This window comes from Mycobacterium sp. C31M, from assembly GCF_053345865.1.
This window is the reverse complement of sequence record NZ_JBKFAX010000012.1, coordinates 17,256-40,566: the sequence shown is the minus strand read 5'-3', so window position 1 is coordinate 40,566 and position 23,311 is coordinate 17,256. Positions and strand designations below refer to the sequence as shown.

Annotated in this window: 26 protein-coding genes; 17 read left to right on the top strand and 9 right to left on the bottom strand. The window is 66.7% G+C overall.

Going from position 1 to position 23,311, the window contains the following annotated elements; translation table 11 throughout:
• Window positions 1-37 precede the first annotated feature (37 nt).
• Entirely contained in the window at window positions 38-520 is a 483-nt protein-coding gene (locus ACLBYA_RS18765; RefSeq protein WP_447710942.1) for a hypothetical protein, read from the bottom strand.
• Here ACLBYA_RS18765 and ACLBYA_RS18760 point away from each other — a divergent pair.
• Window positions 510-2,084, top strand: a complete 1,575-nt coding sequence (locus ACLBYA_RS18760; protein ID WP_447710941.1) for an alkaline phosphatase family protein — start codon at window positions 510-512, stop codon at window positions 2,082-2,084. The genes ACLBYA_RS18765 and ACLBYA_RS18760 overlap by 11 nt on opposite strands.
• 2 nt (window positions 2,085-2,086) lie before the next feature.
• Here ACLBYA_RS18760 and ACLBYA_RS18755 read toward each other — a convergent pair whose 3' ends face one another.
• The gene (locus ACLBYA_RS18755; protein ID WP_447711112.1) at window positions 2,087-2,704 is read right to left on the bottom strand and encodes a glycoside hydrolase; all 618 of its coding nucleotides are present in this window, start codon (window positions 2,702-2,704) and stop codon (window positions 2,087-2,089) included.
• A 407-nt stretch (window positions 2,705-3,111) separates the two neighbouring features.
• Here ACLBYA_RS18755 and ACLBYA_RS18750 point away from each other — a divergent pair, with 407 nt between their 5' ends.
• Both ACLBYA_RS18750 and ACLBYA_RS18745 read left to right on the top strand, forming a co-directional pair.
• A complete protein-coding gene (locus ACLBYA_RS18750) occupies window positions 3,112-4,827 on the top strand; it encodes a PGRS repeat-containing protein (protein ID WP_447710940.1) in 1,716 nt (571 codons plus the stop codon).
• 140 nt (window positions 4,828-4,967) lie between these two features.
• Window positions 4,968-7,298, top strand: a complete 2,331-nt coding sequence (locus ACLBYA_RS18745; protein WP_447710939.1) for an esterase-like activity of phytase family protein — start codon at window positions 4,968-4,970, stop codon at window positions 7,296-7,298.
• Window positions 7,299-7,355: 57 nt separating this feature from the next.
• On the opposite strand, the gene aceA is transcribed toward ACLBYA_RS18745, so the two are convergent.
• Window positions 7,356-9,647 (bottom strand): isocitrate lyase ICL2, encoded by a 2,292-nt coding sequence (gene aceA / locus ACLBYA_RS18740; RefSeq protein WP_447710938.1) that lies wholly within the window; start codon window positions 9,645-9,647, stop codon window positions 7,356-7,358.
• 119 nt (window positions 9,648-9,766) lie between these two features.
• On the opposite strand from aceA, the gene ACLBYA_RS18735 reads away from it, so the two are divergent.
• Window positions 9,767-10,177, top strand: coding sequence for a DUF4267 domain-containing protein (locus ACLBYA_RS18735; RefSeq protein WP_447710937.1), 411 nt, complete (start codon window positions 9,767-9,769; stop codon window positions 10,175-10,177).
• A gap of 26 nt (window positions 10,178-10,203) precedes the next feature.
• On the opposite strand, the gene ACLBYA_RS18730 is transcribed toward ACLBYA_RS18735, so the two are convergent.
• Window positions 10,204-11,463 carry a spinster family MFS transporter gene (locus ACLBYA_RS18730; protein WP_447710936.1) on the bottom strand — a complete coding sequence of 420 codons (1,260 nt, stop codon included), beginning with the start codon at window positions 11,461-11,463 and terminating at the stop codon, window positions 10,204-10,206.
• 66 nt (window positions 11,464-11,529) lie between these two features.
• Complete coding sequence (locus tag ACLBYA_RS18725) at window positions 11,530-11,949, bottom strand: DUF5313 domain-containing protein (RefSeq protein ID WP_447710935.1); 420 nt, start codon at window positions 11,947-11,949, stop codon at window positions 11,530-11,532.
• A 75-nt stretch (window positions 11,950-12,024) separates the two neighbouring features.
• Here ACLBYA_RS18725 and ACLBYA_RS18720 point away from each other — a divergent pair, with 75 nt between their 5' ends.
• A complete protein-coding gene (locus ACLBYA_RS18720) occupies window positions 12,025-12,405 on the top strand; it encodes an ArsR/SmtB family transcription factor (protein WP_447710934.1) in 381 nt (126 codons plus the stop codon).
• A 57-nt stretch (window positions 12,406-12,462) separates the two neighbouring features.
• Window positions 12,463-12,978, top strand: a complete 516-nt coding sequence (locus tag ACLBYA_RS18715) for a MarR family winged helix-turn-helix transcriptional regulator (RefSeq protein WP_447710933.1) — start codon at window positions 12,463-12,465, stop codon at window positions 12,976-12,978.
• A 42-nt stretch (window positions 12,979-13,020) separates the two neighbouring features.
• On the opposite strand, the gene ACLBYA_RS18710 is transcribed toward ACLBYA_RS18715, so the two are convergent.
• Both ACLBYA_RS18710 and ACLBYA_RS18705 read right to left on the bottom strand, forming a co-directional pair.
• Entirely contained in the window at window positions 13,021-13,245 is a 225-nt protein-coding gene (locus ACLBYA_RS18710) for a hypothetical protein (protein WP_447710932.1), read from the bottom strand.
• Window positions 13,246-13,484: 239 nt separating this feature from the next.
• On the bottom strand, window positions 13,485-14,054 hold the full coding sequence (locus tag ACLBYA_RS18705; protein WP_447710931.1) for an RNA polymerase sigma factor: 570 nt from the start codon (window positions 14,052-14,054) through the stop codon (window positions 13,485-13,487).
• Between the two features lie 206 nt (window positions 14,055-14,260).
• On the opposite strand from ACLBYA_RS18705, the gene ACLBYA_RS18700 reads away from it, so the two are divergent.
• The 8 genes from ACLBYA_RS18700 (at window position 14,261) to ACLBYA_RS18665 (ending at window position 17,676) form a co-directional block, all read left to right on the top strand.
• Complete coding sequence (locus tag ACLBYA_RS18700; RefSeq protein WP_447710930.1) at window positions 14,261-14,728, top strand: Asp23/Gls24 family envelope stress response protein; 468 nt, start codon at window positions 14,261-14,263, stop codon at window positions 14,726-14,728.
• A gap of 53 nt (window positions 14,729-14,781) precedes the next feature.
• On the top strand, window positions 14,782-15,081 hold the full coding sequence (locus ACLBYA_RS18695; RefSeq protein WP_447710929.1) for an Asp23/Gls24 family envelope stress response protein: 300 nt from the start codon (window positions 14,782-14,784) through the stop codon (window positions 15,079-15,081).
• A 317-nt stretch (window positions 15,082-15,398) separates the two neighbouring features.
• On the top strand, window positions 15,399-15,578 hold the full coding sequence (locus ACLBYA_RS18690) for a hypothetical protein (protein WP_447710928.1): 180 nt from the start codon (window positions 15,399-15,401) through the stop codon (window positions 15,576-15,578).
• Entirely contained in the window at window positions 15,571-15,987 is a 417-nt protein-coding gene (locus ACLBYA_RS18685) for an Asp23/Gls24 family envelope stress response protein (RefSeq protein ID WP_447710927.1), read from the top strand. Before ACLBYA_RS18690 ends, ACLBYA_RS18685 begins: the two co-directional genes overlap by 8 nt.
• Window positions 15,984-16,577, top strand: coding sequence for a DUF6286 domain-containing protein (locus ACLBYA_RS18680; protein WP_447710926.1), 594 nt, complete (start codon window positions 15,984-15,986; stop codon window positions 16,575-16,577). The genes ACLBYA_RS18685 and ACLBYA_RS18680 overlap by 4 nt, the downstream gene beginning before the upstream one ends.
• On the top strand, window positions 16,574-17,140 hold the full coding sequence (locus ACLBYA_RS18675) for a hypothetical protein (RefSeq protein WP_447710925.1): 567 nt from the start codon (window positions 16,574-16,576) through the stop codon (window positions 17,138-17,140). Before ACLBYA_RS18680 ends, ACLBYA_RS18675 begins: the two co-directional genes overlap by 4 nt.
• Window positions 17,137-17,403 (top strand): hypothetical protein, encoded by a 267-nt coding sequence (locus ACLBYA_RS18670; protein ID WP_447710924.1) that lies wholly within the window; start codon window positions 17,137-17,139, stop codon window positions 17,401-17,403. The genes ACLBYA_RS18675 and ACLBYA_RS18670 overlap by 4 nt, the downstream gene beginning before the upstream one ends.
• Window positions 17,404-17,445: 42 nt before the next feature.
• Window positions 17,446-17,676, top strand: a complete 231-nt coding sequence (locus tag ACLBYA_RS18665; protein WP_447710923.1) for a hypothetical protein — start codon at window positions 17,446-17,448, stop codon at window positions 17,674-17,676.
• 2 nt (window positions 17,677-17,678) lie between these two features.
• Here the strand turns inward: ACLBYA_RS18665 and ACLBYA_RS18660 are convergent, their stop codons facing one another.
• Both ACLBYA_RS18660 and ACLBYA_RS18655 read right to left on the bottom strand, forming a co-directional pair.
• Window positions 17,679-18,275: a GAF domain-containing protein gene (locus ACLBYA_RS18660; protein ID WP_447710922.1), complete on the bottom strand. Its 597-nt coding sequence runs from the start codon at window positions 18,273-18,275 to the stop codon at window positions 17,679-17,681.
• A gap of 226 nt (window positions 18,276-18,501) precedes the next feature.
• Entirely contained in the window at window positions 18,502-18,714 is a 213-nt protein-coding gene (locus ACLBYA_RS18655) for a CsbD family protein (RefSeq protein ID WP_447710921.1), read from the bottom strand.
• A 175-nt stretch (window positions 18,715-18,889) separates the two neighbouring features.
• Here ACLBYA_RS18655 and ACLBYA_RS18650 point away from each other — a divergent pair, with 175 nt between their 5' ends.
• From ACLBYA_RS18650 to ACLBYA_RS18640, 3 genes are all read left to right on the top strand, one after another.
• Window positions 18,890-19,534 carry a sensor domain-containing protein gene (locus ACLBYA_RS18650; RefSeq protein ID WP_447710920.1) on the top strand — a complete coding sequence of 215 codons (645 nt, stop codon included), beginning with the start codon at window positions 18,890-18,892 and terminating at the stop codon, window positions 19,532-19,534.
• A 53-nt stretch (window positions 19,535-19,587) separates the two neighbouring features.
• Window positions 19,588-20,874, top strand: a complete 1,287-nt coding sequence (locus tag ACLBYA_RS18645) for an acyltransferase family protein (RefSeq protein ID WP_447710919.1) — start codon at window positions 19,588-19,590, stop codon at window positions 20,872-20,874.
• A gap of 85 nt (window positions 20,875-20,959) precedes the next feature.
• Entirely contained in the window at window positions 20,960-23,311 is a 2,352-nt protein-coding gene (locus ACLBYA_RS18640; protein ID WP_447711111.1) for a Tex-like N-terminal domain-containing protein, read from the top strand.

Genomic DNA, 23,311 nt, shown 5'->3' with positions numbered 1-23,311 from the left:
TGCGAATCCATTTGTCTTCGAAAGGACTGCTCATGGGTTACGCCAAGCACATCGGTCGGGTGGGGGCATTGGCCGTGACACTGGGCGTCGGTGTCGCGCTGGCCTCCGCGCCCACCGCCTTCGCGGATTCGACCGGTGACGCCTCGAGTTCGAGCTCGAGCACGAGTTCGTCGGACTCGACCGGTGGTGAGTCCTCGACTTCTGACAGTTCATCGACCTCGACATCCGGCACCTCGGCACCGTCATCAGAAGCCGCCGAAAGCAGCACGACGGCCACCGAGTCCGACACAGCGCAGGACACCAAGAAGACCGCGAAGAAGTCGGCCCGGCAGGCCGGCCCTGCCGGTGCGGCCGAGCGGCGCGCCGCCAGTCGGGCCCGGCTGGAGGAACGTCGCGCCGCCGCGTCCACGACGGTGACGGTGACAGTCACGACAGAGAGCGCAGCGACCGAGTCGGCGGCGTCGCGCGCGCCGGCGACCACCAGCCGGGCCGTGACCGCGGTGACCACCGTGACCACCACGACGGCCACCGTGGCCGCGATCGTCGAGCAGGCCGCCCCGGTGCTCAGCGGTGCCGACTCCGCCGAAGCGGTCGCTGTCGCCACCGCCGCCACCGATCAACCGCTGGTCGAGACCAACCCGGAGGCACCGCCGCTGGAAGCCGCCGTCGCCGTCGCCGCGCTGGCCGCCGTGCGCGACGAACTCGAACGTAATGCGCTGCGCCGCAGCGCATCTCCGCAGGCCATCACCACGGCGTCGCTGGAGACCAAGAACGTCCTGCTGATCGGGGTGGACGGTACCAACCTCAGCCGAGTGTTGGCCGACCCCGCCAACGCCGCCTTCTTCCAACTCATCCAGGAGAGCAACACCGCTCCGTCGAACATCGTCGGGCACACCACCATCTCCAACCCGTCCTGGAGCTCGATCCTCACCGGGTTCTGGGGCGAGCGCACCGGCGTGATCAACAACATCTTCACCCCGTGGACCTACGACAAGTTCCCGACGGTGTTCAACCAGCTCGAAGACGAACACGGCGACGGTATCGCGACCACGACCATCGCGAACTGGGACGTCATCGCCGCGATCGCCGCGGCGGGCGGCAACCCGGCCGACACCATCCACTACATCGGCCAACAGCCCAACGACCCCAATTGGGCGCTGTCGGACGATCTGGTCGGCGATGTCACCGAGGCGGCCATCGCCGCCGCCGACCCGAGCGTCGCGAACTTCATCTTCAGCTACTTCGTCGGTGTCGACGAGGTCGGCCACATGTACGGTGGCGCCTCGGAGCAGTACAAGAACGCCCTGCTGAACTTCGACCGCAACCTCGGCGAGATCATGGAGGACGTCCGCGCCTGGGAGCTGGCCACCGGAGAGTCCTGGACGGTCATCATGGTCACCGACCACGGGCACCAGCCCCAGGTCGGTCTCGGCCACGGCTTCCAATCACCGGACGAGACCGAGACTTTCGTGATCGTGCGCGGTGACGGTTTCGGCTCCGGACCGGGGAATGGCCTGATCAACCTGCAGTACAAGATCGTCGACGTCACCCCGACCGTCGTCACCCTCTTCGGGGGCACGCCGCGCGCGGGCAGTGACGGCACATCGATGACCGAGCTGAACAACAACGTCACCCCGATCAACAACGACGACGCGCTGCGGGCCGCCCTGCAGGACCTCATCGAGAAGAACGGCTACCCGGACACCATCACCAACATCGCCCTGGGCGCGCGGACCATCTTCGCGTCGGTGCCCTACTTCCTGGGCCAGTTCGTCGACACCGTCGTCGGCGGCCTGAAATCGGTTGCCGGACAGAATATTTTCCTGGTGAGCTTCCTGGCCGGAGCGGCCGTCGGCCCGGTGGAGTTCCTCGGTGATCTCGGCTATGTGGCGACCAACTTCGTCGCGCAGATCGTCGCGCGGATCACCGGGGTCACCGGCGCCAGCATCTACCCGTTCTGGCCGCCGGCAGCCCCCGATTTCACCCCGTACGACCCGGATCAGCTGCCGCTGCTCACCGCGGTGTGCGCGGACCCGAGCACCTCGGGTATCGCGCAGTGTGGCGAGGGCTCGATCGCGGTCTGAGCTCAGGGCCGCATGGAGCCCAGATAGTAGGACTCGTCACCGGTGGGGTAGCCGCCACCATCGGTGGCGATGTGGATGTGGTCGAAGTGGTTGAGGGTCTCCGAGCCGTAGTCGGCGGTCCAACTCGGGGCGCCGATCCCGGGGTAGAAGCCCTGGCGCCAGATGACGTGGATGACACCCCAGCGCTCGGCGTTGGCCAGCGCGAGCCCGGCGATCTGGTTGCCGAGCTCGATTCCCTGGTCGCTGTTGTGGTTCGGGATCATGACATCGATCGCCAGACCGTTGGGATGCCATTTGAGCGGATCCTGCCGGTAACCGCCGATCGTGGTGATCTCGGGAAACATCATGCTGATCGCGCGCGCCACCCAGATGGTCTTGACCTGCAGCCCGGATTCCGGCGCGACACCCGGGTCCAACGGGAAGTCGAGCACCCGCGGCTCCACCGGCACGCTGGCTGCCAGTAGTTCGGCCTCGGTGGCAGCCTGTCCGGGATTCGTGTTGAAAGCGGGCAGATCCTTGGGACCGGCGGTGGCGCCGGCGGGCTTGGAGAGTTCGACGTGCTCGCGCGGCGGGGTCGCATTCTGGGCGATGAGCACCGCGGCCGAGACGACCACGGACATCGACAGGGCCAGCCACCGTCCACGGTTTCCGGCTAACCCGAGTCTGCTCACGGTGAGCACCTTAGACCCGCGATCCTGCGTGCGTCGGCAATGTCGGCGAACTCTTTCCGCGCGCCGCGGCAGGCGTCGACACTCCGATCTGAGCGGCTCGCCGGCTGTGGGAGAGTAGCAACGGGCCGGTGCGGTCGGTCGGCGCGGGTCGTTTGACGCTCAGCAAAACCATGTTGATGGCAAGAATATCGGCGCGTGATGGTGTATAGCGGCTCAAAAGTGCGGATAATGGCTGATATTGACCTGCCGACGCAACACTTTCACGCAGTCCGCCGCAAACTGAGAGATTTCTAAGCAAATCTCTGACATACTGCTGGCGGCAAATTGGGTCAGCTTAAGGAGCTTCGGTGGGAAACGTGCCCAGCACAGTCTTTTCGGCATTGGCGGCGGGTGTTCTGGCGACGACGGGTGTCACCGCCATCGCAGCGGAGGGTGAGGCGCCTGCCCTCGCCGGACCGGCAACGGTCTCCGCTCCCGCGGTGGTACATGCACAACCGGTTCTCGCCGCCGCAGTGCTGCCGAACCCCGCACCCAACGCGCTCTACGGCGCCCAGGTCGGCGCACCGCAGGCCGCCGCGCCCGCTGCCGCAGACAGCGGTGGCACGCTGATCACCTTCATTCCCGCCGAGGTCGCTGCTGATGCACCCGCCGGTGAGCGCGGCGGATCTTCGCGCGGCGCGGTCGGTTCGGCGCCCTTCACCCCGGAGGTGCTGGCCGAGGCTGTCGCGCGTACCGGTGGTGACTCGAACACCGAGGTGACCGTGCTGGTCGCGTCGGCCAGCGGCGCACTGCAGGTGGCCAACACCAATATCGGTGATCTGCCCGGCGCGATCGCGGGTCTGCTCGGCGACATCGGCGGCCGGATCCCGGTCGTCAGCTTCTTCGTCCGTAACGGCACCGAAGCGAACCCCGAGGGTGGCCTGCTGATCGGCAACGGTTTCAGCTCCATCACCGCAGGTGTCAACGGTGGCCGCGGCGGTCTGCTCTTCGGCAACGGCGGCGACGGCGGATTCGGCGCCGACGGCGGTCAGGGCGGCCTGCTGGGCAGCGGCGGTGACGGCGGCCTCGGTGGCGGAAACGGTGGAAACGCAGGACTTCTCGGCAATGGTGGCCGCGGCGGTGACGGCTCCGGCCTGAACGCCGACGGCGGTAACGGCGGCCGCGGCGGCCTGATCTTCGGTGACGGCGGCCGCGGCGGTGCCGGTGACCAGGCCGGTGCCGACGAGACCGGCGGCGCGGGTGGCGATGGTGGCGCGGCCGGCCTGATCGGCGGCAACGGTGGACACGGTGGTGCCGGCGGCAGCGCCGAGGGTGCCAATGCAGTCGGCGGCGCGGGCGGTGACGGTGGCACCGCGGGCATCGTCGGTGGCGGCGGTGACGGTGGCGCAGGTGGCACCGCGCAGGGTGACGGAGCGGGCACCGCGACCGGTGGCGCCGGCGGCGACGCCGGCCAGGGACTGTACGACCCGGGGCGTGGCGGCAATGGCGGCAGCGCCACAGCAGGCACCGGTGGTTCGGCGGTCGGCGGTGCCGGTGGAACCGGCGGTGTGGTCGAGGTCGGTCTCGGTGGCTGGGGCGGCACCGGCGGCGATGCCACCGCTACGGACGGAAATGCCACCGGCGGTGCCGGCGGCGAGGGCGGCAGCAACGCCATCGTCGGTGGCGGCGGCCGCGGCGGCAACGGCGGTAACGGCACATCCGAAACCGGCACCGGCGCAGGCGGATCCGGCGGCACCGGCGGCGGCAGCGGTCTGGCGCTCGGCGGCGGTGGGCGCGGCGGCAACGGTGGCAACGGCACCAACGACGACGAGGGTGGCGTCGGTGGCACGGGCGGCGAGGGCGGCGACGGACGCGGCATCCTGACCGGTGGCGGCCGGGGTGGCAACGGCGGCAACGGTGTCGGCTCCGGCGGCCTGAACAGCGGCACCGGCGGCAACGGTGGCAATGGTGGCAACGGCAGCTTCGGTGGATTCGGCGGCAACGGCGGCAACGGCGGCGAGTCCAACGGCAGCCCGGGCACGGGCGGTAGCCCCGGCGGCCGTCCCGGCAACACCGGTGGCAATGTCGACTAGCCCCGACATGTGAGTGATGAGGGTCGGTCCTGGAATCCAGGGCCGACCCTCTCTCGTCGGTCACTTGGGTTTCGTCTCGCGTTAACCCGGCTACGTCAAGATCACTCGACTTCACTGACGAACTGAACAGGGGTGCACCGATGACGAGGGCCAATCCGGGGTCGAATCTGGGCCGCGCGACAGCCGTGGCGGCCGCCGCGGCACTACTGGCGACAGCCTGCTCGAGCAGCCCGGAGGGCGAGAGTCCGTCGGAGCCGGCGCCCCAGGTGCAGCGCGCCACCTCGCCGATCGACTTCAACCTGCCCGACGCGCAGCGGTATCACCGCCTGGCCACCTACCCGGTGTATCTGAACCGGCCCGCTGACGAGGATCCGGCGACCGAGACCGTCGCGGAGATCTCCACCGTCACCCCGGACGGCAACACCGTCATCTACACCGACGCCGCCGCCAAGCGCATCGGCTTCGTCGACATCCGTGATCCGCTCAAAACCGTTGGTCTGGGTACACTTTCGCTCGAAGAGCTGGGCCATGCCGACGACCAACCCACCTCGGTGGCCGTGCTGGGCGAGTTCGTCCTCGTCGTCGTGGACACCACCGGCGGTGACTTCGCCAACCCGTCGGGCCGGGTCGACATCGTCCGGGTGGCCGACCGGACCCGGGTGCACAGCATCGATCTCGGTGGACAGCCCGATTCCATCGCCATCAGCCCGGATGCGTCGTTCGCCGCGATCGCCATGGAGAACCAGCGCGACGAGGAGTTCACCCCGCCCGGCGGTGAGGAGGGCGATCTGCCGCAGCCGCCGACCGGCTTCCTGCAGTTGCTCACCCTGACCGGAGCGCCGACGGCGTGGACGACCCGCCAGGTCGACTTCGACGTCGAGCAGGCCCGGGCCGCGGGCCTGGACACCCCGGAGGATCTGGAACCCGAGTATGTGGCCATCAACTCGCGCGGTCAGGTCGCGATGACGCTGCAGGAGAACAACGGCATCGCCATCGTCGACGGCAAGACCGGTGTGGTGTCGTCCATCTTCACCGCAGGCACCCAGGCGGTCGAGGGCATCGACACCGCCGAGGACGGCAAGCTCGACCAGACCGGGTCCATCGAGGCAGCACCGCGCGAACCCGACGCCATCGGCTGGATCGGTGACGGCCACGTCGCCACCGCCAACGAGGGCGACTGGAAGGGCGGCACCCGCGGCTGGACCGTCTTCGACGCGTCCAACGGCGAGGTGGTGTGGGATGCCGGCAACGCGTTCGAACAACTCGCCGTGCGTACCGGACTGCACATCGAGAGCCGGGCCGAATCGAAGGGACCCGAACCCGAAGGCCTGGCGATCACCGAGATCGGTGGTCGGCCAACGGCATTGGTTGCCTCCGAGCGCAGCAACTTCGTCGCCGCGTATGACGTCAGCGACCCGACGGCCCCGGTGTTCCGTGAGATCCTGCCGACCACACCCGGCCCCGAGGGCATCCTGGCCATCCCGTCGCGCAATCTGCTGGTCATCTCCTCGGAGGCCGATGACGCCGAGAACCGGGTCCGGGCTTCGGTGAACGTGTACGGCTACGGTGAGCAGTTCGCCGCCGACGGCGGCAGGCCGGCGTTCCCGTCGATAGTGTCCGGGGACCTGGACGGCACCCCGATCGGCTGGGGCGCACTGGGTGCCCTGGCCGCCGACCCGGCCGCACCGGACCGGCTGTTCACCGCCACCGATATCGCCTACGGGCCTGCCCGCATCCTGAGTGTCGATCTGTCCAAGACGCCCGCGCTGATCGACAGCGAGATCACCGTCACCGACAACGGTGAGCCGGTGGCCCTGGACGTCGAGGGTCTGGCAGTACGGCCCGACGGCTACGTGCTGGCCGTCGAGGGCGAAGAGGGCGACGGCAACGAACTGCTCAACGTCGCACCCGATGGTGCGATCGCCGACCGGGTGAAGCTGCCCGCCGAGATCGCCGCCGGACTGGAAGGCCAAGGCCTGGAAGGCGTGGCGATCGACGGCGAGACCATCTGGGTCGCGCTCCAGCGCGAGGTGAAGGGCGACCCGGCCGGTGTCGTCCGGATCGGCAAGTACACCCCCGCCGACCAGAAGTGGGAGTGGTACGGCTACCAGCTGGAGACCACCGACGTCGAGGGCGACTGGATCGGCCTGTCCGAGATCGCCGTCCACGACGGGTCACTGCTGGTGCTCGAGCGCGACAAGCTGAACGGACCGGACGCCCGCATCAAGGCGATCTACCGGGTCGCACTGCCCGCCGAGGCGGGTGTCACCGGTACCAAGGCCCCGAAGGTGCTGCCCAAGACGCAGGTCCGCGATCTGCCGCCGGACCTGGCCGCCACCAACGGCTTCGTCCAGGAGAAGGTCGAGGGAATGGCCGTGGCCGGCAACGGGAACCTGTACGTGGTCACCGACAACGATGGCGTCGAGGACGCCAACGGCGAGACGGTGTTCCTGAACCTCGGCACCCCGTAGCCTGTGTGAGTTCGGCGCGCTTTCGTACGCTCACCGTACGAAAGCGCGCCGAAATCACTAGTCCTCCTTGCGGATCAGCCGGGTCAGCGCCTCCCGATCCGGTGCCAGCAGCTCGTCGATGCGCGGCTGGTTCACATCGGCGACGATGATCTCGCCGACCTCCTGGTACACGTTGCTGAACAGCCCGTGCTTCTTCAGCTTCTCGGTCTGGTAGATGTTGTCCTCGGTCGGTGTCACGTAGTACACGATCTCCGGCTTGAACCGGTGGATCAGCCACAGGTGGATGACATCCATCAGGCGCTTCTTACGCAGCTTCTCGGCGAAGGTGTTCTGGTCCCGCACCGTCAGGATGCTGCGCCCGTGCCGGTCCCGGATCGGGTCGACGATCACATCGGCCACCTTGTCCTCACCGTCGCCGTAGATGCCGAGCTCGAGCACATCGGAACCGGCGCGCCGGGGCCGAAGCTGCACCCGCAGGGTTTCACCGACCTGATAGTGCTCGCCCCAGATCGCCAGCCACTCTTCGAGCAGCTTCTTGGGGACCTCGGTCTGCACCAGATGCTGATGCTGGGTCGAGCCTTTGCCCATCGACTTGGTGGTTGCGGTGCGCCCCGACGAGGCCGCCAGCGCCGCATCGCTGCGCGGGCCGCCGACCAGGGTTTGTGGTGTGCGGTAGGGGGATTCGACCAGCCGCATCTTGCGCTGCAGCCGGGCCAACGACAGCATGCCGTCCTGGCGCAGTGCGGTGGCGAACTCCTCGGCGGCCACACCGTCGATCTGATGACCGCCGTAGGTCATGAAGTTGAACACGAACCCGAGCATGCCGATCTCGGCGGGGAAGTCGCGCATCTCGTCATCGCTCATCCCGGTGGTGTCCCAGTTGAACGACGGCGACAGGTTGTAGGCCAGCATCTTGTCCGGGTAGACGGCATGGATGGCATGCGCGAATTCGCGGGCGTCGGCCAGATCGGCGGTCTTGGTCTCCATCCACAGGATGTCGGCAAACGGTGCGGCGGCAAGCGATTTCGCGATGGCGTAGGGGATGCCGCCGCGGATCTGATAGTAGCCCTCCGGCGTCTTCACCCGTTCCGGATCCCAGGCCACGTCGGCACCGAGCGCCTTGGCCTTCTCGCGGGCCGCATACAGCGATGCCGTCTTGGCGAAGGCTCGCCAATCGGCCGAACTCATCTCGGCCTTCTCGCCCTCGCGCTCGCGGAACTCCAGCAGTTCGGCGACGGCGTCCCCGTAGGTCTCCAGGCCGGCGTCGTTCTGCCAGGCCTCCACGAACGCCGACTCCACACCGTCGAACAGCGCGTCCACCGACTGACCCGGGCGGAAGGAATCGGCGGCCTTGGCCACCGCATCGAGCAGGCCCTGGCGGTCCAGCCACGCCTCGGCCGTGGCGTACTCACCCTCGGGTAGTGCGTAGAGCAGGTGGCCGTTGAGTTCGGTGACCCCGAGGTTGTGGAAGCGCCGGGTGATCGCCAGGAAGCACGACTTGTACGGCGGGATCTTGACATTCGTCGCACCGAGCAGGAACGGCTGATCGCGTTCGTCGGCCCGGCTGTCGATCAGGTTGGCGGCCTCGGCGTCGGTGCGGGCAACGATGATGCCGGGCACCCGCATGATGTCGAGCTGGAATCGAGCGGTGTTGAGCCGCTTGATCTGTTCATCCGAGGGCACCAGCACCTTGCCGCCCTGATGGCCGCATTTCTTGGTGCCCGGGCGCTGATCTTCGATGTGGTAACCCGGCACACCGGACTCCACGAACCTGCGAATCAGGTTGCGCACGTGCGGATCACCACCGTGGCCGGTGTCGGCATCGGCGATGATGAACGGTCGGTAGTCGATGGCAGGTGTGGTGACCCGCTGCTCGGGGGTCATCTTCAACCGCAGGTACTGCTGATTGCGGTCGGCGGTGAGCAGCGCCCGTACCAGCCCGGCCGCCTCGTCGGGCACCTGGCTGAGTGGATAACTGGCCAGATCGGGCCCGGGGTCCTCGTTGATGGAGCCCTTGGCCGAGGTCGCCCAGCCCCCCAGGTAGATCCCTTCGATGCCCATCCGCTTCATCGTCACGGCCTGGCCGGGGGAGTACGGGCCGAAGGTGGTGATGCTCTTCTTCTGGCCGAACAGTTCGCGCAGCCGTGGGTAGAACGCGGCGGCCGCCTCCCGGGCCACCGGGTAATCCGACGGGATGGTGCCGCGCTGTTCGGCGACCTGCCGCGCCGAGTACAGCCGGGTGATGCCCGTGAACCGGGGACTGTCGAAATACTTCTGGGTGGCCGCGACATCCCGTTCGAAATCATCGTCGGCCGCGGTATCGGGCCGGGTGGCGACATTGCTGGTCATCTGTGTGCTCCTCGTCGAGCTTGGCCGGTCTGGTCGATTATCACTGCGCCGGATGGCTCACGGACGAAGTTACTCCGATTACGCACGGGGACAACGGGCCCGGCCCTAGGCTGCCGGTCATGTCGATCGACGGTGCGGCGGTGGCGGTGGGTGGCCTGCGGATGGCCTCGGGCATCTCGTTTCTGGTGGACCCGCTGCGCGCCAACAAACTGTGGGGATCGCCTGACAAGCCGGATGCCACCGCGCAGTTGCTGCTGCGCTCGATGGGTTACCGCGACGCCCTGATCGGTGGCCTGCTGCTGGCCGCCGGGCTACGCGGCAAGAACACCCGCGGCTGGTTTCTGGCCTCCGGTGGGGCCGATGCCGCCGACCTGCTCGGCGGCGCTGGTGCTCATCACCAGATGCCGCGCTCCCAGCAGATCATCGGACTCGGCGGGGCGATCGTCGGGATCGGTGTCGGCCTGTGGGGTGCGACGCGGCGCACCACCGCTGCCGAAACCCGCGTGCCCGGGGTTGCGGCGGGCACCTGAACCCCGGGCACGCGGGTTCGACGCCGTCAGACCTCGATGATGTCGCGGCGGTAGAGCCGCGCGCCCAGCGCGTAACAGCACAGCGCGCCCAGCTGCATCGTCGGCACCAGGATCAACAACGCGCGCCCGAGTCCGGCCGGGCCGAGCTCCGGCGTCAGCGTATCGCTGATCATCCCGGTCAGAAATGGACCCACCGACCCGAGCGTCGCATTGAAGAACAGGAAGATCGCCGATGCGGTGGCCCGCTGCTCGGGCAGCACAAGCCGTTGGATCGCTGCGATCGACGGGGCCATGTACGCGGTGCCGATCACGTAGCCCAACGCCAGGAACAGCACACACCAGGTACGGCTCTGCACCACGAAGGCCAGCGCCGAGGCCGGCAGCAGGATCGCCGTCATTGCCACCACGATCCACAGCAGCCAGCGCGGGTCCCTGGCGGCCAATCGGTCGGCGACGCGACCGACGATCAGGAGGCCGAGGATCCCGGTGGCGCCGGTGGCCAGTCCGTATTCGATGCCCACCTCGCCGAGGGACATGTCGCGGGTGCGCATCAGGAACGCCGGTGCGAAGGTGGTCAACGAATACCCGGCGGCCGAGATCAGCGATGTGCCACCGACGACGGCCAGAAAGCTGGGCTTGCGCAGCAGATCCCACCAGTTGACACCGCGCTCGCGGACCGGCGGGGCGGGCAGAGTCTGCCGGGTGCCGACGACCCACAGCACCAGCGGGGCGACCACCACGCTGATCGCCCCCATCACCACGAACGCCATCCGCCAGCCCAGATGTTCGGCGAGCAGTCCGCCGCCGAGCAGGCTGGCCGCGCTGGCCAGTGGGATCGCCAACGTGATGACGGCCAGCGGGGCCGACCGGCGCTCGGGCGCGAAATTGCGGGCGACGTAGGCATGCGCGGCCGGGGTACTGCCGGCCTCGCCGACCGCGACACCGATCCGGGTGAGCGCCAACTGCAAGCCGGACTGCACCGCACCGCCGACCATTGTCATCGCGCCCCACAACGTCAGGCAGCCGGCAATGACGGCACCGAACATCCCACGATCGGCGATACGGGCGATGACGATGCCCAGCACCGCGTAGACGGTGAGGAAACCGAAGCCGTTGATGACACCGATTGCGGTGTCCGACAGCGCAAGATCTTTCTTGATGGGCTCGGCCAGCACCGCGGGCAGGAAGCGGTCGACGTAGTTGAGCGTGCCCACCAGGGCCAGCACCATGACAGCTGCCCAGGCCCGCCGTGGCGTGTGGGTGCCCGGTGTCAGATGCGTGGCCATGGCCCAGCAGCTTTACAGATCGCTCAGATATTGTCACGGGCTTTGGTTGGGTTGGAGGCCTCGGCGCTAGATGTCGTGGCTGCCGGCGGGACCAGACCGCGGACCGTACCGTTCCTCGTACGCTCGGTGCTTGTGGGCGTTGCGTTCGCGGGATAGCGCCTCGACGAGATCGGGTTTGAGTCCGTGCTTGGCGAGCATGTGACGTCGCCACACCTTGTTCAGTGCGTGCGAGAAGAACACGAACGGAATGAAGATGGGCATGGTCATGCTCACGTGCAGGTACAGCGACATCGGGATGAACCAGATCGGGGCCAGGATGGCGATGGCGGGGATCGCAACCCGGCACATCATCCGCCGGGCGGCGCCAGGCCCAGCGAGGTCGGCGGCGACCCAATCATGCATGGAAGCGGGAAGTCTTTTGCCGTAGCAATACGCGACGTACTGCAGCACCCCGGGCGTAGTGCGCGATGTCTGGCCAGTCGGCATGAGCCGGTAGCTTACCCATCGGTATGATGGATTGCGAATTAACGCAATCCATAAATCGTAAGAATGGTGACGGGTGTGGTGGACAACTTTTTCGGTGCGCCCGAGCGGCCGCTCTATGAGATCAAAGCGAACCTGTTCAAGGCGCTCGCTCATCCGGCGCGAATCCGCATCCTGGAGATCTTGTCCACAAGTGACGGATCGACATCGGTGCGTTCGATCTTGGACGGCACCGATATCGAACCGACGCAGCTGTCCCAACACCTGGCCGTGCTGAAGCGATACCGTGTGGTGCGCGGGCATCGCACGGGTAATACGGTGCACTACGAGCTCGCCCACCCGAAGATTGCCGAACTGTTGGTGATCGCGCGGGTATTCCTGACCGACGCCCTGTCCGCTCAACGGGATCAGCTCGATGCGATCGGAGCATTGCCTTCGATCGGCGTTGCACCGTGTTGAGGCAAGCAGTCTGCGACGACATCCTCCCGCTGCGCCGAACGCCACCGTGGGTGTCCGATGACTGAGGGTGCGCAAGGCCTGGCGAGCGCCGAGCAGATGGCCACGTGGCGGGCGCTGTATCGGCTGGATGCCCTCCTGTCCGCCCGATTGGAACAGCGATTGCGGGACGCGGTCGGTATCACTCTCCTGGAGCGTGAGGTTCTGGATGCGCTGCACCGCAACGGTGCACGGCTACGGATGAGCGCGCTGGCCGGAGAGTTGGTGATGTCCCGAAGCGGGACAACACGATTGGTTGCACGCATGGTGAAGCACGACTGGGTGCAACGTGAATCGAGCCCGCAGGACGGTCGCGCAACCTGGGCCGTGCTCACCAGCAGAGGCCAAGCTGTACTGCAGCGTGCGCAACCTGTCGTCGACCTGGTGGTATCCAGTTTTTTCGGACCGGATCTTGCCGACGGCGGATTGAAGCACTGTGCAGCCCTTTTGGACACCCTCTGTAGGGCCAATCAGGTACCGGTCCGGTCAGAACTCGGCTGCGCAGTGCGCCAGCCATCGCTTGAATGCGCCACCTGACTCTTATGACCCGTTCGGTCGAAATTCTGCCCGCCGGCATCGTCACGGGCCCAGCGGGTCTCCTTCGACCACATCGGTCACCGTGACATCGATGGGACGCCCGGCATCGGTGCCTTCTCCGTCAGGAGGACTTCCCAGGATGTCGGCGACGAGTTTCACGACGCTGTCGCGGATTGCGTTGCCGAGTTGCAGCAGTTGGGTGCCGTAGCTTCCGGTGATGGTGATGTCGACGGCATGTAACTCGGACCCGTCGATCAGGAAGCTCACCCTCGTAGGCTGACACAGGTACCGCATTCGCAGTTCGCGGGCGATGATCGAACGCAACGCATGATCGCTGATGAAAACCGTTCCGTGTCCTGCGGCAGACGTACTGACGCGCAAAGGCCAGCTCGCGCGGGGTGCAGCGTGCACTGCGGCAAGGACACGAGCGCTGATGGCGTCCCAACCGGGCTCCGGGCTGGTTCGCAGAAAAGAGGCAGCGCGTCGAAGGAGGCGATCAGGATCGGTCACTGCCACCTCCTCAGCAGAATTCGCAGGTTCATCGTGGCGCGATGATGATGGCCACGTGCGGCATCGGCACTCAGGCTGAGGACCTCGCCGATCTCAGTGAATGCCATCTGTTCGATTTCCCGCATCATCCATGTTGCACGTTGGCGCGCCGGTAATTCGGCCAGCGCAGTCTCCAGAGCGGCCAAGAACTCCGCGTTGGATGCCGCGGCGAATGGATCATCCTCGGCGGTCTCAGACGCCATCGGTTCGAGTACCCAATCTTCGACCGGTTGCGCTCTCTTGACTCGGTAACTATCGACGATCTTGCGGTAGCAGATCGCAAAAAGCCAGGTCCGAAGTTTGGATTCGGCTCGGTAGTTCGGCAGTTGGCGCCACGCTGCAACGAATGTCTCCTGCACGGCGTCGGCCGCATCGGCGTCGACCGCGAGCATGCGTCGCGCGTAGCGGTAAAGCGCCGGACCGTGGCGATTGACGATCGTGTCGAACGCCTCGCGGTCACCGATAGCCGCTGCGACGCAGAGTGATTGATCACTCGCGTCGTGCAGTCTGTCGGTGTCGTCGGTCACTACGGTCCACTTCCGGGCAAACCGTCGCCGAGTAGCTGACGGTGTGCTCAACATAGCGCCGCGAGTCGCAACGCCGGCGGTAATCTTCGACGCTCGTGTCTACCGATGTGGCGAGCATCACGCCAATTGTCCGTTCGGTTCGTGACCGGCGGTACGACCTATCGCATGTAACAAACCTTCGTGAGCAGAGCGCTGAGGAGTTGAACATGACGAGTGCGCAGTCCACCGCCCCCACGGCGACCGATGTGACCCCCTACAAGGGGGCGCCGTTGGTGAGTTCGCTGGGCAAGACCGCGATCGCGGACACAGTGGTATCGAAGATTGCCGGCATCGCCGCGCGTGAGGTCAGCGGCGTCTACGACCTCGGCGGCGGTGCATCCCGAGTTGTCGGCGCCCTGCGCGAGCGAATTCCAGGAGCCAGTGTGAACCACTCACAGGGTGTTTCGGTGGAAGTGGGCGAGAAGCAGGCGGCTGTCGACGTGGACATCGTGGCCGAGTACGGCGTGTCCATAGCCGATCTGGCCACCGGAATTCGCCGGAACGTCGTTGCGGCGATCGAGCGGATGACCGGCCTTGAGGTCACCGAGGTGAACATCACCGTCCACGACGTGCATCTCGACGACGAGGATGACGGAGATGACACCGGTCAGACGGCCGTCAGTCGAGTCCAGTGAGCGCCGGAGCTCCGCAGAGCCGATCTCGGATGCGCAGGAAGTTGTAGGACCGCATGATTGATCGAAGCAGCGAGATCGCCCAACGGGTGGTGGCGGTGCCAGGTGTCGCGGGTCTGCATTCCGGCATGTTCGGAGAGGTCGCCACCTATCTACCCGGCAAACGGGTCGTCGGGGTGCGAATCGATGACACCTGTGTCGACATACACGTGAGTTTGCTGGTGGGCGCTCCAGTCAGGGACACGGCGGCAGCGATACAGCGGTCGGTCGGCGAGATCACCGACCTGCCGGTCGACGTGACGATCGAGGACATCGTGCCAGAGCGGTTGAGCGATCCGCAGCCCGATGTCGTCTGATCGATTACGTGCCCGCAGTGCCACGAGGGGGGCGCTGCGGGCGCGCGACCTCGCTGCAAGCAGGCGGCGAGTTGCGCTGTCACTACACCCTGATCGTGGGGGCGGGCGCGACGAGTTCATTGCCGCATTGGCAGAGTTCGACAGGTTGGTATGCGACAGGACTTGCTCCACGGTCACTGTGGTGCCCGCGCATGGTCTGTTGCGATGTGATCTTTCCGCGATTCGGCGCTATCTGCGTCGGATTACGCGGGGGCGGCGCACCTACATTCGGTTATGAGTAGGCCGCATCGAATGAACAACTGGGGGAGGAACCCGAAATGACCACGTCCACATTGGGATTGATCGCCGGTCTGCTGCTCGGCGTGGCAGCCGCAGCCGGTGGGTTGTCCGGATTCGTGATTGCGTTGTTGCTCGGTGCCGCGGGGTTCCTGATCGGCGGCCAACGCGATGGAGAGTTCGACATAACGAACTTGCTGCGGGGGCTGCGGCGTGACTGACACGGCCGGGCAGGGTCGGCTGGCTCCGCGCTCGACGGCTAGCACCGACGGACCGGAACGTGTCGCGCATCCGGTACGCGGAAACCTGACTGTGGCCACGCGGGTTGCCCAACGGTTGGCGGAGCGGGCCGCCCTCGAGACATCTCGCGTGCAGTCACATTCTCGTGGAATCGATAAGATCACCGGCAACGCGTTGCCGCACGCTGCCGTCGACGTCGTTGCCAACGTGGTGCGGGCGCGGGTGACGATCGCGATCGACTGGCCCTCCCCAGCGGTGGAAGTGGCCGGCGAGGTTCAACAGCGGGTGTCCGAGGCGCTCGTCGAAATGGGCGGTTTCGATGTGGCCATCGTTGATGTGACGGTAGCTCACATCGGGTGCTCCACGACGAAAAAAGGGCGGGTCCTGTGAGCGATCTCGAAAGTGACGCGGCTCAAATTGCCGCGCCGACGGTGCCTCGCCGCGCGAGCGCTCCCACCGCGCTGCCGATGGCGGTTCTGATCGGCACCGCCGTTGCTGTCGCCTTACTCTGCGGCGGGGTGGTGTTGTTGCGAGACAGCGCCGTTCACTGGGAATGGCTGGGCGGCGACCCGTGGGTGCGAACTGCTCTCAAGCATGTCGACGGCCTCGGGTTCGACTGGTCGCTGGCGCCACTGGGAGTGATTCTGGCCGTCGTCGGAATCTGGCTGGTCGTGTGTGGACTGCTTCCGCGGCGACGTACCGCCCTGGCGGTAGCCGCGCCGACGTCCATGTGGTTGCCGTTACGTCATCTCGGCCGCCTGGTTTCGCACGCTGCGGGGTCTGTGGCGGGCGTGCGAGACGTATCTTGCAAAGTCAGCCGTAGCCGAATTGCGGTGACGGTCGAGGTCGATGCCTTGGCCTCACCCACTCAACTACGAAGCGAAGTCTCTGCGGCAGTGTCGGATGCAGTCGGTGTGTTGGTGCGGCCGCCGAGAGTTTCTGTGCGACTCAAGGGCTCGACAACGGAGAACGCCCGGTGACCCGCATGCTGGTGTTCACCGATCGTCTCGTGTCGGTGCTGGTTGGTGTGGCGATGGTTGCCGCGGCCGCCTTCATCTTGCTATCGCCCACAAAGGTTTTCGACCTGCCGACGGCGATAGATCTGGGGTCGCTGATCGATGTGACCCGGCAGCCATGGTGGCCGTGGGCATCGGGAAGCGCAGGAGTTGTCGGTGTGGTGATTGCGACCTACTGGCTCTTCCGGCACATCCCGTCTGGGCGTTCCCCCGCCGTGCGGGTTCGCCGACCCGGCCAATCCGCAGTGATCGTTGTCAGATTGGATGCTGTGGCAAGCGCGGCCGCAGAAGCTGCAGCACAGCAGTCCCGGATTGTCAGCGCGCAGGGCAGAGCCGTGACAGAGGGCCGAAGCCGCCTGATCACCTTGACCGCCGCAATCGACCATCCGGACGCGTTGCCCGAGGTGATCGGAACAGTGACGTCGGTCTGCACCGATATTGCCTCGGTCACCGGCGATCCGGATGTAGCGGTCAGGACGGTACTTCACCTTCCGAAACTCTCGGACCGCACCACATTCATTCGATGATCATTGGCCGCGGCGTCGGCCACGGAGGCTGGAATCCCGGGAAGAAGGAGGAGACAATGGGTACATCGCAATCGCCCGACGACGGTCACGACGAACAGCTCTTTGCGTGGGCCATCGCCGCCCCTGTGCTGCAGAAGCACTATTCGATAGTGGCTCCCAACGATCGGAGTATCTCGGTGTGTGCTTGTTCGCCCACGACCAGGCGGACCATCGAACAATGGGCGCGCCACGTCAGCGATGAGATAGCCCGCAACATCGCCTGATCCAACTCTTGGATCTGGCTGACATTCCGTGTCGGAGTACCGGTGAACACGCAAACCCCGTCGGGCGCCAGTGCGGCCGCGAATCGGGCCCGCACCACCATGGTGTGTGTGGTGCGGATACTTGTTTTCATGTTCTGGCTGGTGGCACTGATTGCGGTGGGGATCGGCGCCACATCCGGACACAGCTCACCGCCGGTGCAGGCCCCGCCTGCCGGTGCGCCGATGCTGTCAGCGGCCGTCGAAAGATGTGACCCTGCACTTGTCGAAATGTGATGTCACACCGGCTTGTAAGACCCGCAGTCCCTGTCGAGGAGACTCTCAGCGCCATCCGGGCACGTGTACAGCTTGTGATGGGGCGAGTATGTACAGCTGCGATACCTGCTCAGAACGATCGATGCGTGTGCGGCGAGTAGCGATCCCAGCGCCTCGTCTTCGATGTTGAAAGCGCCGGCAGCGCAACCGAAGATACCAAGCGCGGCACTACGGTCGCGGCTCTGGTGTAGCCGGAACGCCATCACACTGCGCACGCCGCGTTGCAAGGCTGCCGCGGTGAATGCCGGCCATCTCTTCTCGGTGTTGAGATCGGGGACGCGAATCACCACGTCTTCGAACGCCGCTTGGATGCAGGGACCCTCTCCTTCGGACACCTGAACCGAGCTCAGTTCGCTTACCAGTCGTGATGAGGGCGCGGACACGGAGCGACGCCGATCGCCGTGGATCAAGATCACGTCGGCGTGGGACGCTCCCCGGATGAAATCACAGGCTGTGCCGGCTATCGTGCGTAGCCGTTCTTCCACAGGTGATTCGGGCTGCGCGCAGAGAGTTGACATGCCGGCACGAATCGAGAGCTGATAAGGCGTGAGATGCTCCATGCCGTCACCCGCGATTCGGCGCTTCGTGCAGTAGATTTTGCTTCATCAAACCAGCCTCGAAATCTCGTCAGCAACGATCGGACACGAACTCTTCATGCCCAGATGTCGAGTTCGGCAAACACGCGCATTTGTCCTGAGCCGAAGTCTGTAGCGCGGTGCTGGCTGTCACGGCCTGAAAAGGGGGTGTCCGGAAACCGGACACCCCCAAACGCCTCAAGCTGCCGGGCTACGAGTTGCCGGTCAGCTTGTCCTTGATCGCGTCGACACCGTCCTTCACGGCATCGGAGGCGTCCGAGATTTTGTCCTTGATCGCGGCCAGACCTTGATCGGCTTGACCCTCGGACCTCAGATCATCGTTGCCGGTTGCAGCGCCGGCAGCTTCTTTGGCGCGGCCCTTCACGTCCTGGGCCTTGTTCTTGGCGTCATCGGCGATACCCATGATTGTTCCTCTCGTCTGCGGGTGCGGGCAGTGTTTCCGGACGGAACCCTGGGGCACCCGCCCCGTGGTGAATTCCCCTCTGGTAGTCGGTTCAGTCGTCGCTGACCGAACGGTGACAGATCCCACTCCATCGCCGCCATCACGCGGCCCGACACACGTACCTAGACTCGCTGACATGGTGAGGTGGGCGACGGCCGTTGTAGTCCTGGTGTTCACCATCGCCGGGTGCACCCGGGCGGTCGACAATCCGCAGGCGCGTCCACAGGCACCGATCGGGCCGATCACACCGGGACAGGTGGGTGATCTGCTCAGCCCGGATGTGTTCGACAAGGACGGCAACCTGTTCGCCACCGCCGCACCGGACCGCTGTGCCGGAGTGGCGCGCGAGGTCGACCCGCCCTTCATCACCGATCACGCGCCCGAGGCCGAAGACGGAGGACACTGGTCCACCGATGTCGGCGGGGTGGAGGCCGTCGTCGAGGAGATGGTGGCGGTCTACCCGTCCGATTTCGCCGCTGAGGAGGCCGTCGCCGCGGCCCGAGAGACCGTCGAGGCCTGCAGCGGCACCGAGGTCACCGTGACCACCATGCTGGAGCGCACCTACACCTTCGGTGTGGAGCCGTCGACCCAGCAGGCACCCGACGGCGCGGTGCTGTGGTCGCTGCGCGCGGTCGACTGGAACTGCGACAACCTGTTCGTCGCCGCCCACAACGCCGCCATCGAGATCACCAGCTGCGGTCCGGCCGGCGGTATCGACATCGCCACCGCGGCCGAGGAAGCCCTGGAACGTATCGAGGCCCTCGCCGATAACACTGCGTGAACTCGGGTAGTCCTACTCATCCGGGCACGCGCCGGGTGCGGCACGCTGTAACCATGCCGCTCGCCAAACTCCTGCCCGCCGGGTCCGCCGTCACCGCGCCGGCCGGCAACCGTGACCGCGCCATCGACGTGGCCCGGCTCTCGGCGCTGGTGGTCGTCATGTTCGGGCACTGCGCACTGCTGCTGGCCACGATCGACAGCGACGGCCTGTGGATCGGCAACATCCTGGGCGAACTGCCCGCACTCACCCCGATCACCTGGGTGGTGCAGGTCATGCCGCTGTTCTTCTTCGCCGGCGGCGCCGCGGCAGCCTACGGCTGGCACCCGGGCACCCCGTGGGGCAGCTGGCTGGTCCGCCGCGCACAACGGCTGTGCCGGCCGGTGTTCTGGTATCTGGCGTTCTGGTCGGCCGCCCTGGTGGTGGCCCGGCTGATCCTGGGGGACGCGTCCGCGGACCGGCTCGGCCGGGAATGTGTGGCGCTGCTCTGGTTCCTGGGTGTCTACCTGGTGACGATCGCGTTCGTCCCGGCACTCACCCGACTGCACAGTGCCGGCGCGGTGGCCGCCGTGATCGGCGGGTTGGTGCTCGCCGCCGCCGGTGTCGACCAGATCCGGTTCGCCGTCGGCTCGGCCGAGGCCGGGGTGGGCAACTTCCTGATCGTCTGGTTGATCCCGGTGGCCATCGGGGTGGCCTATGCCCGCAAGCTCATCCGGCCCGCTGTGGCACTGTTGACCGCTGCGGTCGCCCTGACCGCGCAGGTGCTGCTGGCCCTCACCGAGACTTACGAGGTGCCGCTGGTCACCACCGGCAGCAGCCACGGAGTGTCGAACGTGTCCCCGCCGACGGTGCTGCTCGCGGTGCACTGCATCTGGATGTCGTGTGTGTTCGTCGCCGCCGCCGGCCTGGTGGAGCGCTGGGCGGAGCGCCCAAAGGTCTGGTACGTGATCGCCGTCGGCAACTCCGGCGCGATGACGCTCTATCTGTGGCACATCCCGGCCATCGCGGTGGCCACCTTCGCGCTGAACGCGTTCGGGCTGGACGCCTACGACGTGCACGCACCGGACTTCTGGCCGATGCTGGCGCTGCGGGCCGCGGTGTTCGCGGTCGTGATGTTCGCGACGTTCCTGCTGCTGTCCCCGCTGGAACACCGCAAGCTGCCGTGGTGGGACGGCCCGGTCGGCGCGACCGGTGCCCGGTCGGTGGTCGCCGGCGTGTTGATCTGTGCGGCCGGGGTGGCGATGCTGCTGGTCGCCAAGAACGGTCTGGCCGGGGCCGACGGCTGGATTCCGCTGGCGTGTTTCCTGGTCAGCGTGCTGGTGGCGCGTGCCTGCGCTCAATAATTTTCCCGGTCGCTGCGCTCCTACCCTCCGAACGGCTGTCGGGCCTATTCGGTAGGGTCTCGGCGTGACTTCGAGCGTGCCCGTGATCCGAACCGTAAATGCCCGTCTCGCTGCGGAACTGGCTGTCGCCGAACGCCAGGTGGCGGCCGCTGTGCAGTTGCTCGACGAGGGTGCGACGGTGCCGTTCATCGCCCGCTACCGCAAAGAGGTGACCGGCAGCCTCGACGACGGGCAGCTGCGCACCTTGGAGGAGCGGCTGGGTTATCTGCGGGAACTCGATCAGCGCCGGGATGCGGTGCTGAGCAGCATCGAGGAGCAGGGAAGACTCACCGACGAACTGAAGGCGGCGTTGTTGTCGGCCGAGACCAAGGCCCGCATCGAGGACATCTACCTGCCCTACAAGCCCAAGCGGCGTACCAAGGCGCAGATCGCCCGGGAGGCCGGGCTGGAGCCGCTGGCCGACCGGTTGCTCGCCGACCCGACGCTGGTGCCGGACGAGGTGGCCGCCGAGTTCCTCGGCGAGCAGGTGGCCGACGCCGCCGCCGCGCTCGACGGTGCCCGGCACATCCTCATCGAGCGCGCCGCCGAGGACGCCGAGCTGGTCGGGGAGGTGCGCGCCAAGTTCTGGGCCGACGGCACGGTCAAGACCGCACCCTGGTCCGAGGAGGCAGCGAAAAGCCCTGCCGGACAGAAGTTCCGGGATTACTTCGAGTTCGCCGAGCCGCTGGAGAAGATGCCGTCGCACCGCGTGCTGGCGGTGCTGCGTGGCGAGAAGGAGCAGATCCTGGCGGTGAACTTCGACGGCGGTGACGAGGACGTCTACCAGGCCCGGGTGGCCCAGAGCCTCGGTATCGACCTGACCGCGCAGGCCCCCTCGACCAGCTGGTTGGCGACCACCGTGCGGCTGGCCTGGCGCACCAAGCTGATGATCTCGGCGGCCGTGGACGCCCGGATCCGGCTGCGCCAGCGCGCCGAGGCCGACGCCGTCACCGTCTTCGCCCGCAATCTGAAGGACCTGCTGCTGGCCGCCCCGGCGGGTACCCGCACCACACTGGGGCTCGATCCCGGCTTCCGCACCGGGGTCAAGGTCGCCGTCGTCGATGCCACCGGCAAGGTCGTCGACACCTGCGCCATCTTCCCGCATCAGCCGCAGAAGCAGTGGGGCGCCGCCAAGGCCAGCCTGGCCGCATTGGTGGCCCGGCACGGGGTGGAGCTGATCGCCGTCGGCAATGGCACCGCGTCCCGCGAAACCGATGCGCTGGCGGCCGAACTGATCGCCGATATCCGGGCGGCGGGTGCGCCTGCACCGGTCAAGGCGATGGTCAGCGAGGCCGGTGCGTCGGTGTACTCGGCATCGGCCTATGCCGCCCACGAGTTGCCACAGCTGGACGTGACATTGCGCGGAGCGGTGTCGATCGCGCGACGACTGCAGGATCCGTTGGCAGAGCTGGTGAAAATCGAACCCAAGTCGATCGGAGTCGGCCAGTACCAGCACGATGTCACCCCCGGGACGCTGGCACGCAGCCTCGACGCCGTTGTCGAAGATGCCGTGAACGCCGTCGGTGTCGACCTGAACACCGCCTCGGTGCCGCTGCTGGCCCGGGTGTCCGGTGTCACCGACACGCTGGCCGAGGCCATCGTCGCGCATCGGGAGAACACCGGGCCGTTCCGCAGCCGCAGCGCCCTGCTGAAGGTTCCGCGTCTGGGGCCCAAGGCTTTTGAGCAGTGCGCGGGCTTCCTGCGGATCACCGACGGGGAGGATCCGCTGGACGCCTCCGGTGTGCACCCGGAGTCGTACCCGGTGGTGCGGCGCATCCTGGACCGCTCGAACATCACCCTCGGCGAACTGATCGGCAACGAGCGCTCGCTGCGTGCACTCAAGCCGGCCGATTTCGCCGACGAGCGCTTCGGTGTGCCCACCGTGACCGACATCCTGGCCGAACTGGAGAAGCCGGGACGCGACCCGCGGCCGGCCTTCTCCACCGCGACCTTCGCCGCCGGTGTCGAGAAGGTCGCCGATCTGGAGGTCGGCATGGTGTTGGAGGGTGTGGTGACCAACGTCGCCGCCTTCGGCGCCTTCGTGGACGTCGGCGTGCATCAGGACGGTCTGGTCCACGTGTCGGCCATGTCGGACCGGTTCGTGTCCGACCCGCATGAGGTGGTCAAGTCGGGGCAGGTGGTCCGGGTCAAGGTCGTCGATGTCGACGTCGACCGCCAGCGCATCGGACTGTCGTTGCGGCTCAACGACAGTCCCGAGGGCAAACGGACCGACCGGCCGCAGCCCAATCGCAACCAGGGCAACAAGGCGCAGGGCAACCCGAACCGGGGCAACCAGCAGCGAAACCAGCAGCGTGGCAAGAACTCCGGCCGTCGTGATGCCGCACCGCCTTCGGGTTCGATGGCCGATGCGTTGCGTAATGCGGGTTTCGGGCGGTAG

What these genes read in the sequence shown, in the direction of transcription:
- ACLBYA_RS18755 (WP_447711112.1), bottom strand. Translation starts at nt 2,704, where the DNA reads ATGTCCGTGGTCGTCTCGGCCGCGGTGCTCATCGCCCAGAATGCGACC.
- ACLBYA_RS18745 (WP_447710939.1), top strand. Translation starts at nt 4,968, where the DNA reads ATGACGAGGGCCAATCCGGGGTCGAATCTGGGCCGCGCGACAGCCGTG.
- aceA (WP_447710938.1), bottom strand. Translation starts at nt 9,647, where the DNA reads ATGACCAGCAATGTCGCCACCCGGCCCGATACCGCGGCCGACGATGAT.
- ACLBYA_RS18735 (WP_447710937.1), top strand. Translation starts at nt 9,767, where the DNA reads ATGTCGATCGACGGTGCGGCGGTGGCGGTGGGTGGCCTGCGGATGGCC.
- ACLBYA_RS18730 (WP_447710936.1), bottom strand. Translation starts at nt 11,463, where the DNA reads ATGGCCACGCATCTGACACCGGGCACCCACACGCCACGGCGGGCCTGG.
- ACLBYA_RS18725 (WP_447710935.1), bottom strand. Translation starts at nt 11,949, where the DNA reads ATGCCGACTGGCCAGACATCGCGCACTACGCCCGGGGTGCTGCAGTAC.
- ACLBYA_RS18715 (WP_447710933.1), top strand. Translation starts at nt 12,463, where the DNA reads ATGACTGAGGGTGCGCAAGGCCTGGCGAGCGCCGAGCAGATGGCCACG.
- ACLBYA_RS18700 (WP_447710930.1), top strand. Translation starts at nt 14,261, where the DNA reads ATGACGAGTGCGCAGTCCACCGCCCCCACGGCGACCGATGTGACCCCC.
- ACLBYA_RS18695 (WP_447710929.1), top strand. Translation starts at nt 14,782, where the DNA reads ATGATTGATCGAAGCAGCGAGATCGCCCAACGGGTGGTGGCGGTGCCA.
- ACLBYA_RS18690 (WP_447710928.1), top strand. Translation starts at nt 15,399, where the DNA reads ATGACCACGTCCACATTGGGATTGATCGCCGGTCTGCTGCTCGGCGTG.
- ACLBYA_RS18670 (WP_447710924.1), top strand. Translation starts at nt 17,137, where the DNA reads ATGATCATTGGCCGCGGCGTCGGCCACGGAGGCTGGAATCCCGGGAAG.
- ACLBYA_RS18660 (WP_447710922.1), bottom strand. Translation starts at nt 18,275, where the DNA reads ATGGAGCATCTCACGCCTTATCAGCTCTCGATTCGTGCCGGCATGTCA.
- ACLBYA_RS18655 (WP_447710921.1), bottom strand. Translation starts at nt 18,714, where the DNA reads ATGGGTATCGCCGATGACGCCAAGAACAAGGCCCAGGACGTGAAGGGC.
- ACLBYA_RS18650 (WP_447710920.1), top strand. Translation starts at nt 18,890, where the DNA reads ATGGTGAGGTGGGCGACGGCCGTTGTAGTCCTGGTGTTCACCATCGCC.
- ACLBYA_RS18645 (WP_447710919.1), top strand. Translation starts at nt 19,588, where the DNA reads ATGCCGCTCGCCAAACTCCTGCCCGCCGGGTCCGCCGTCACCGCGCCG.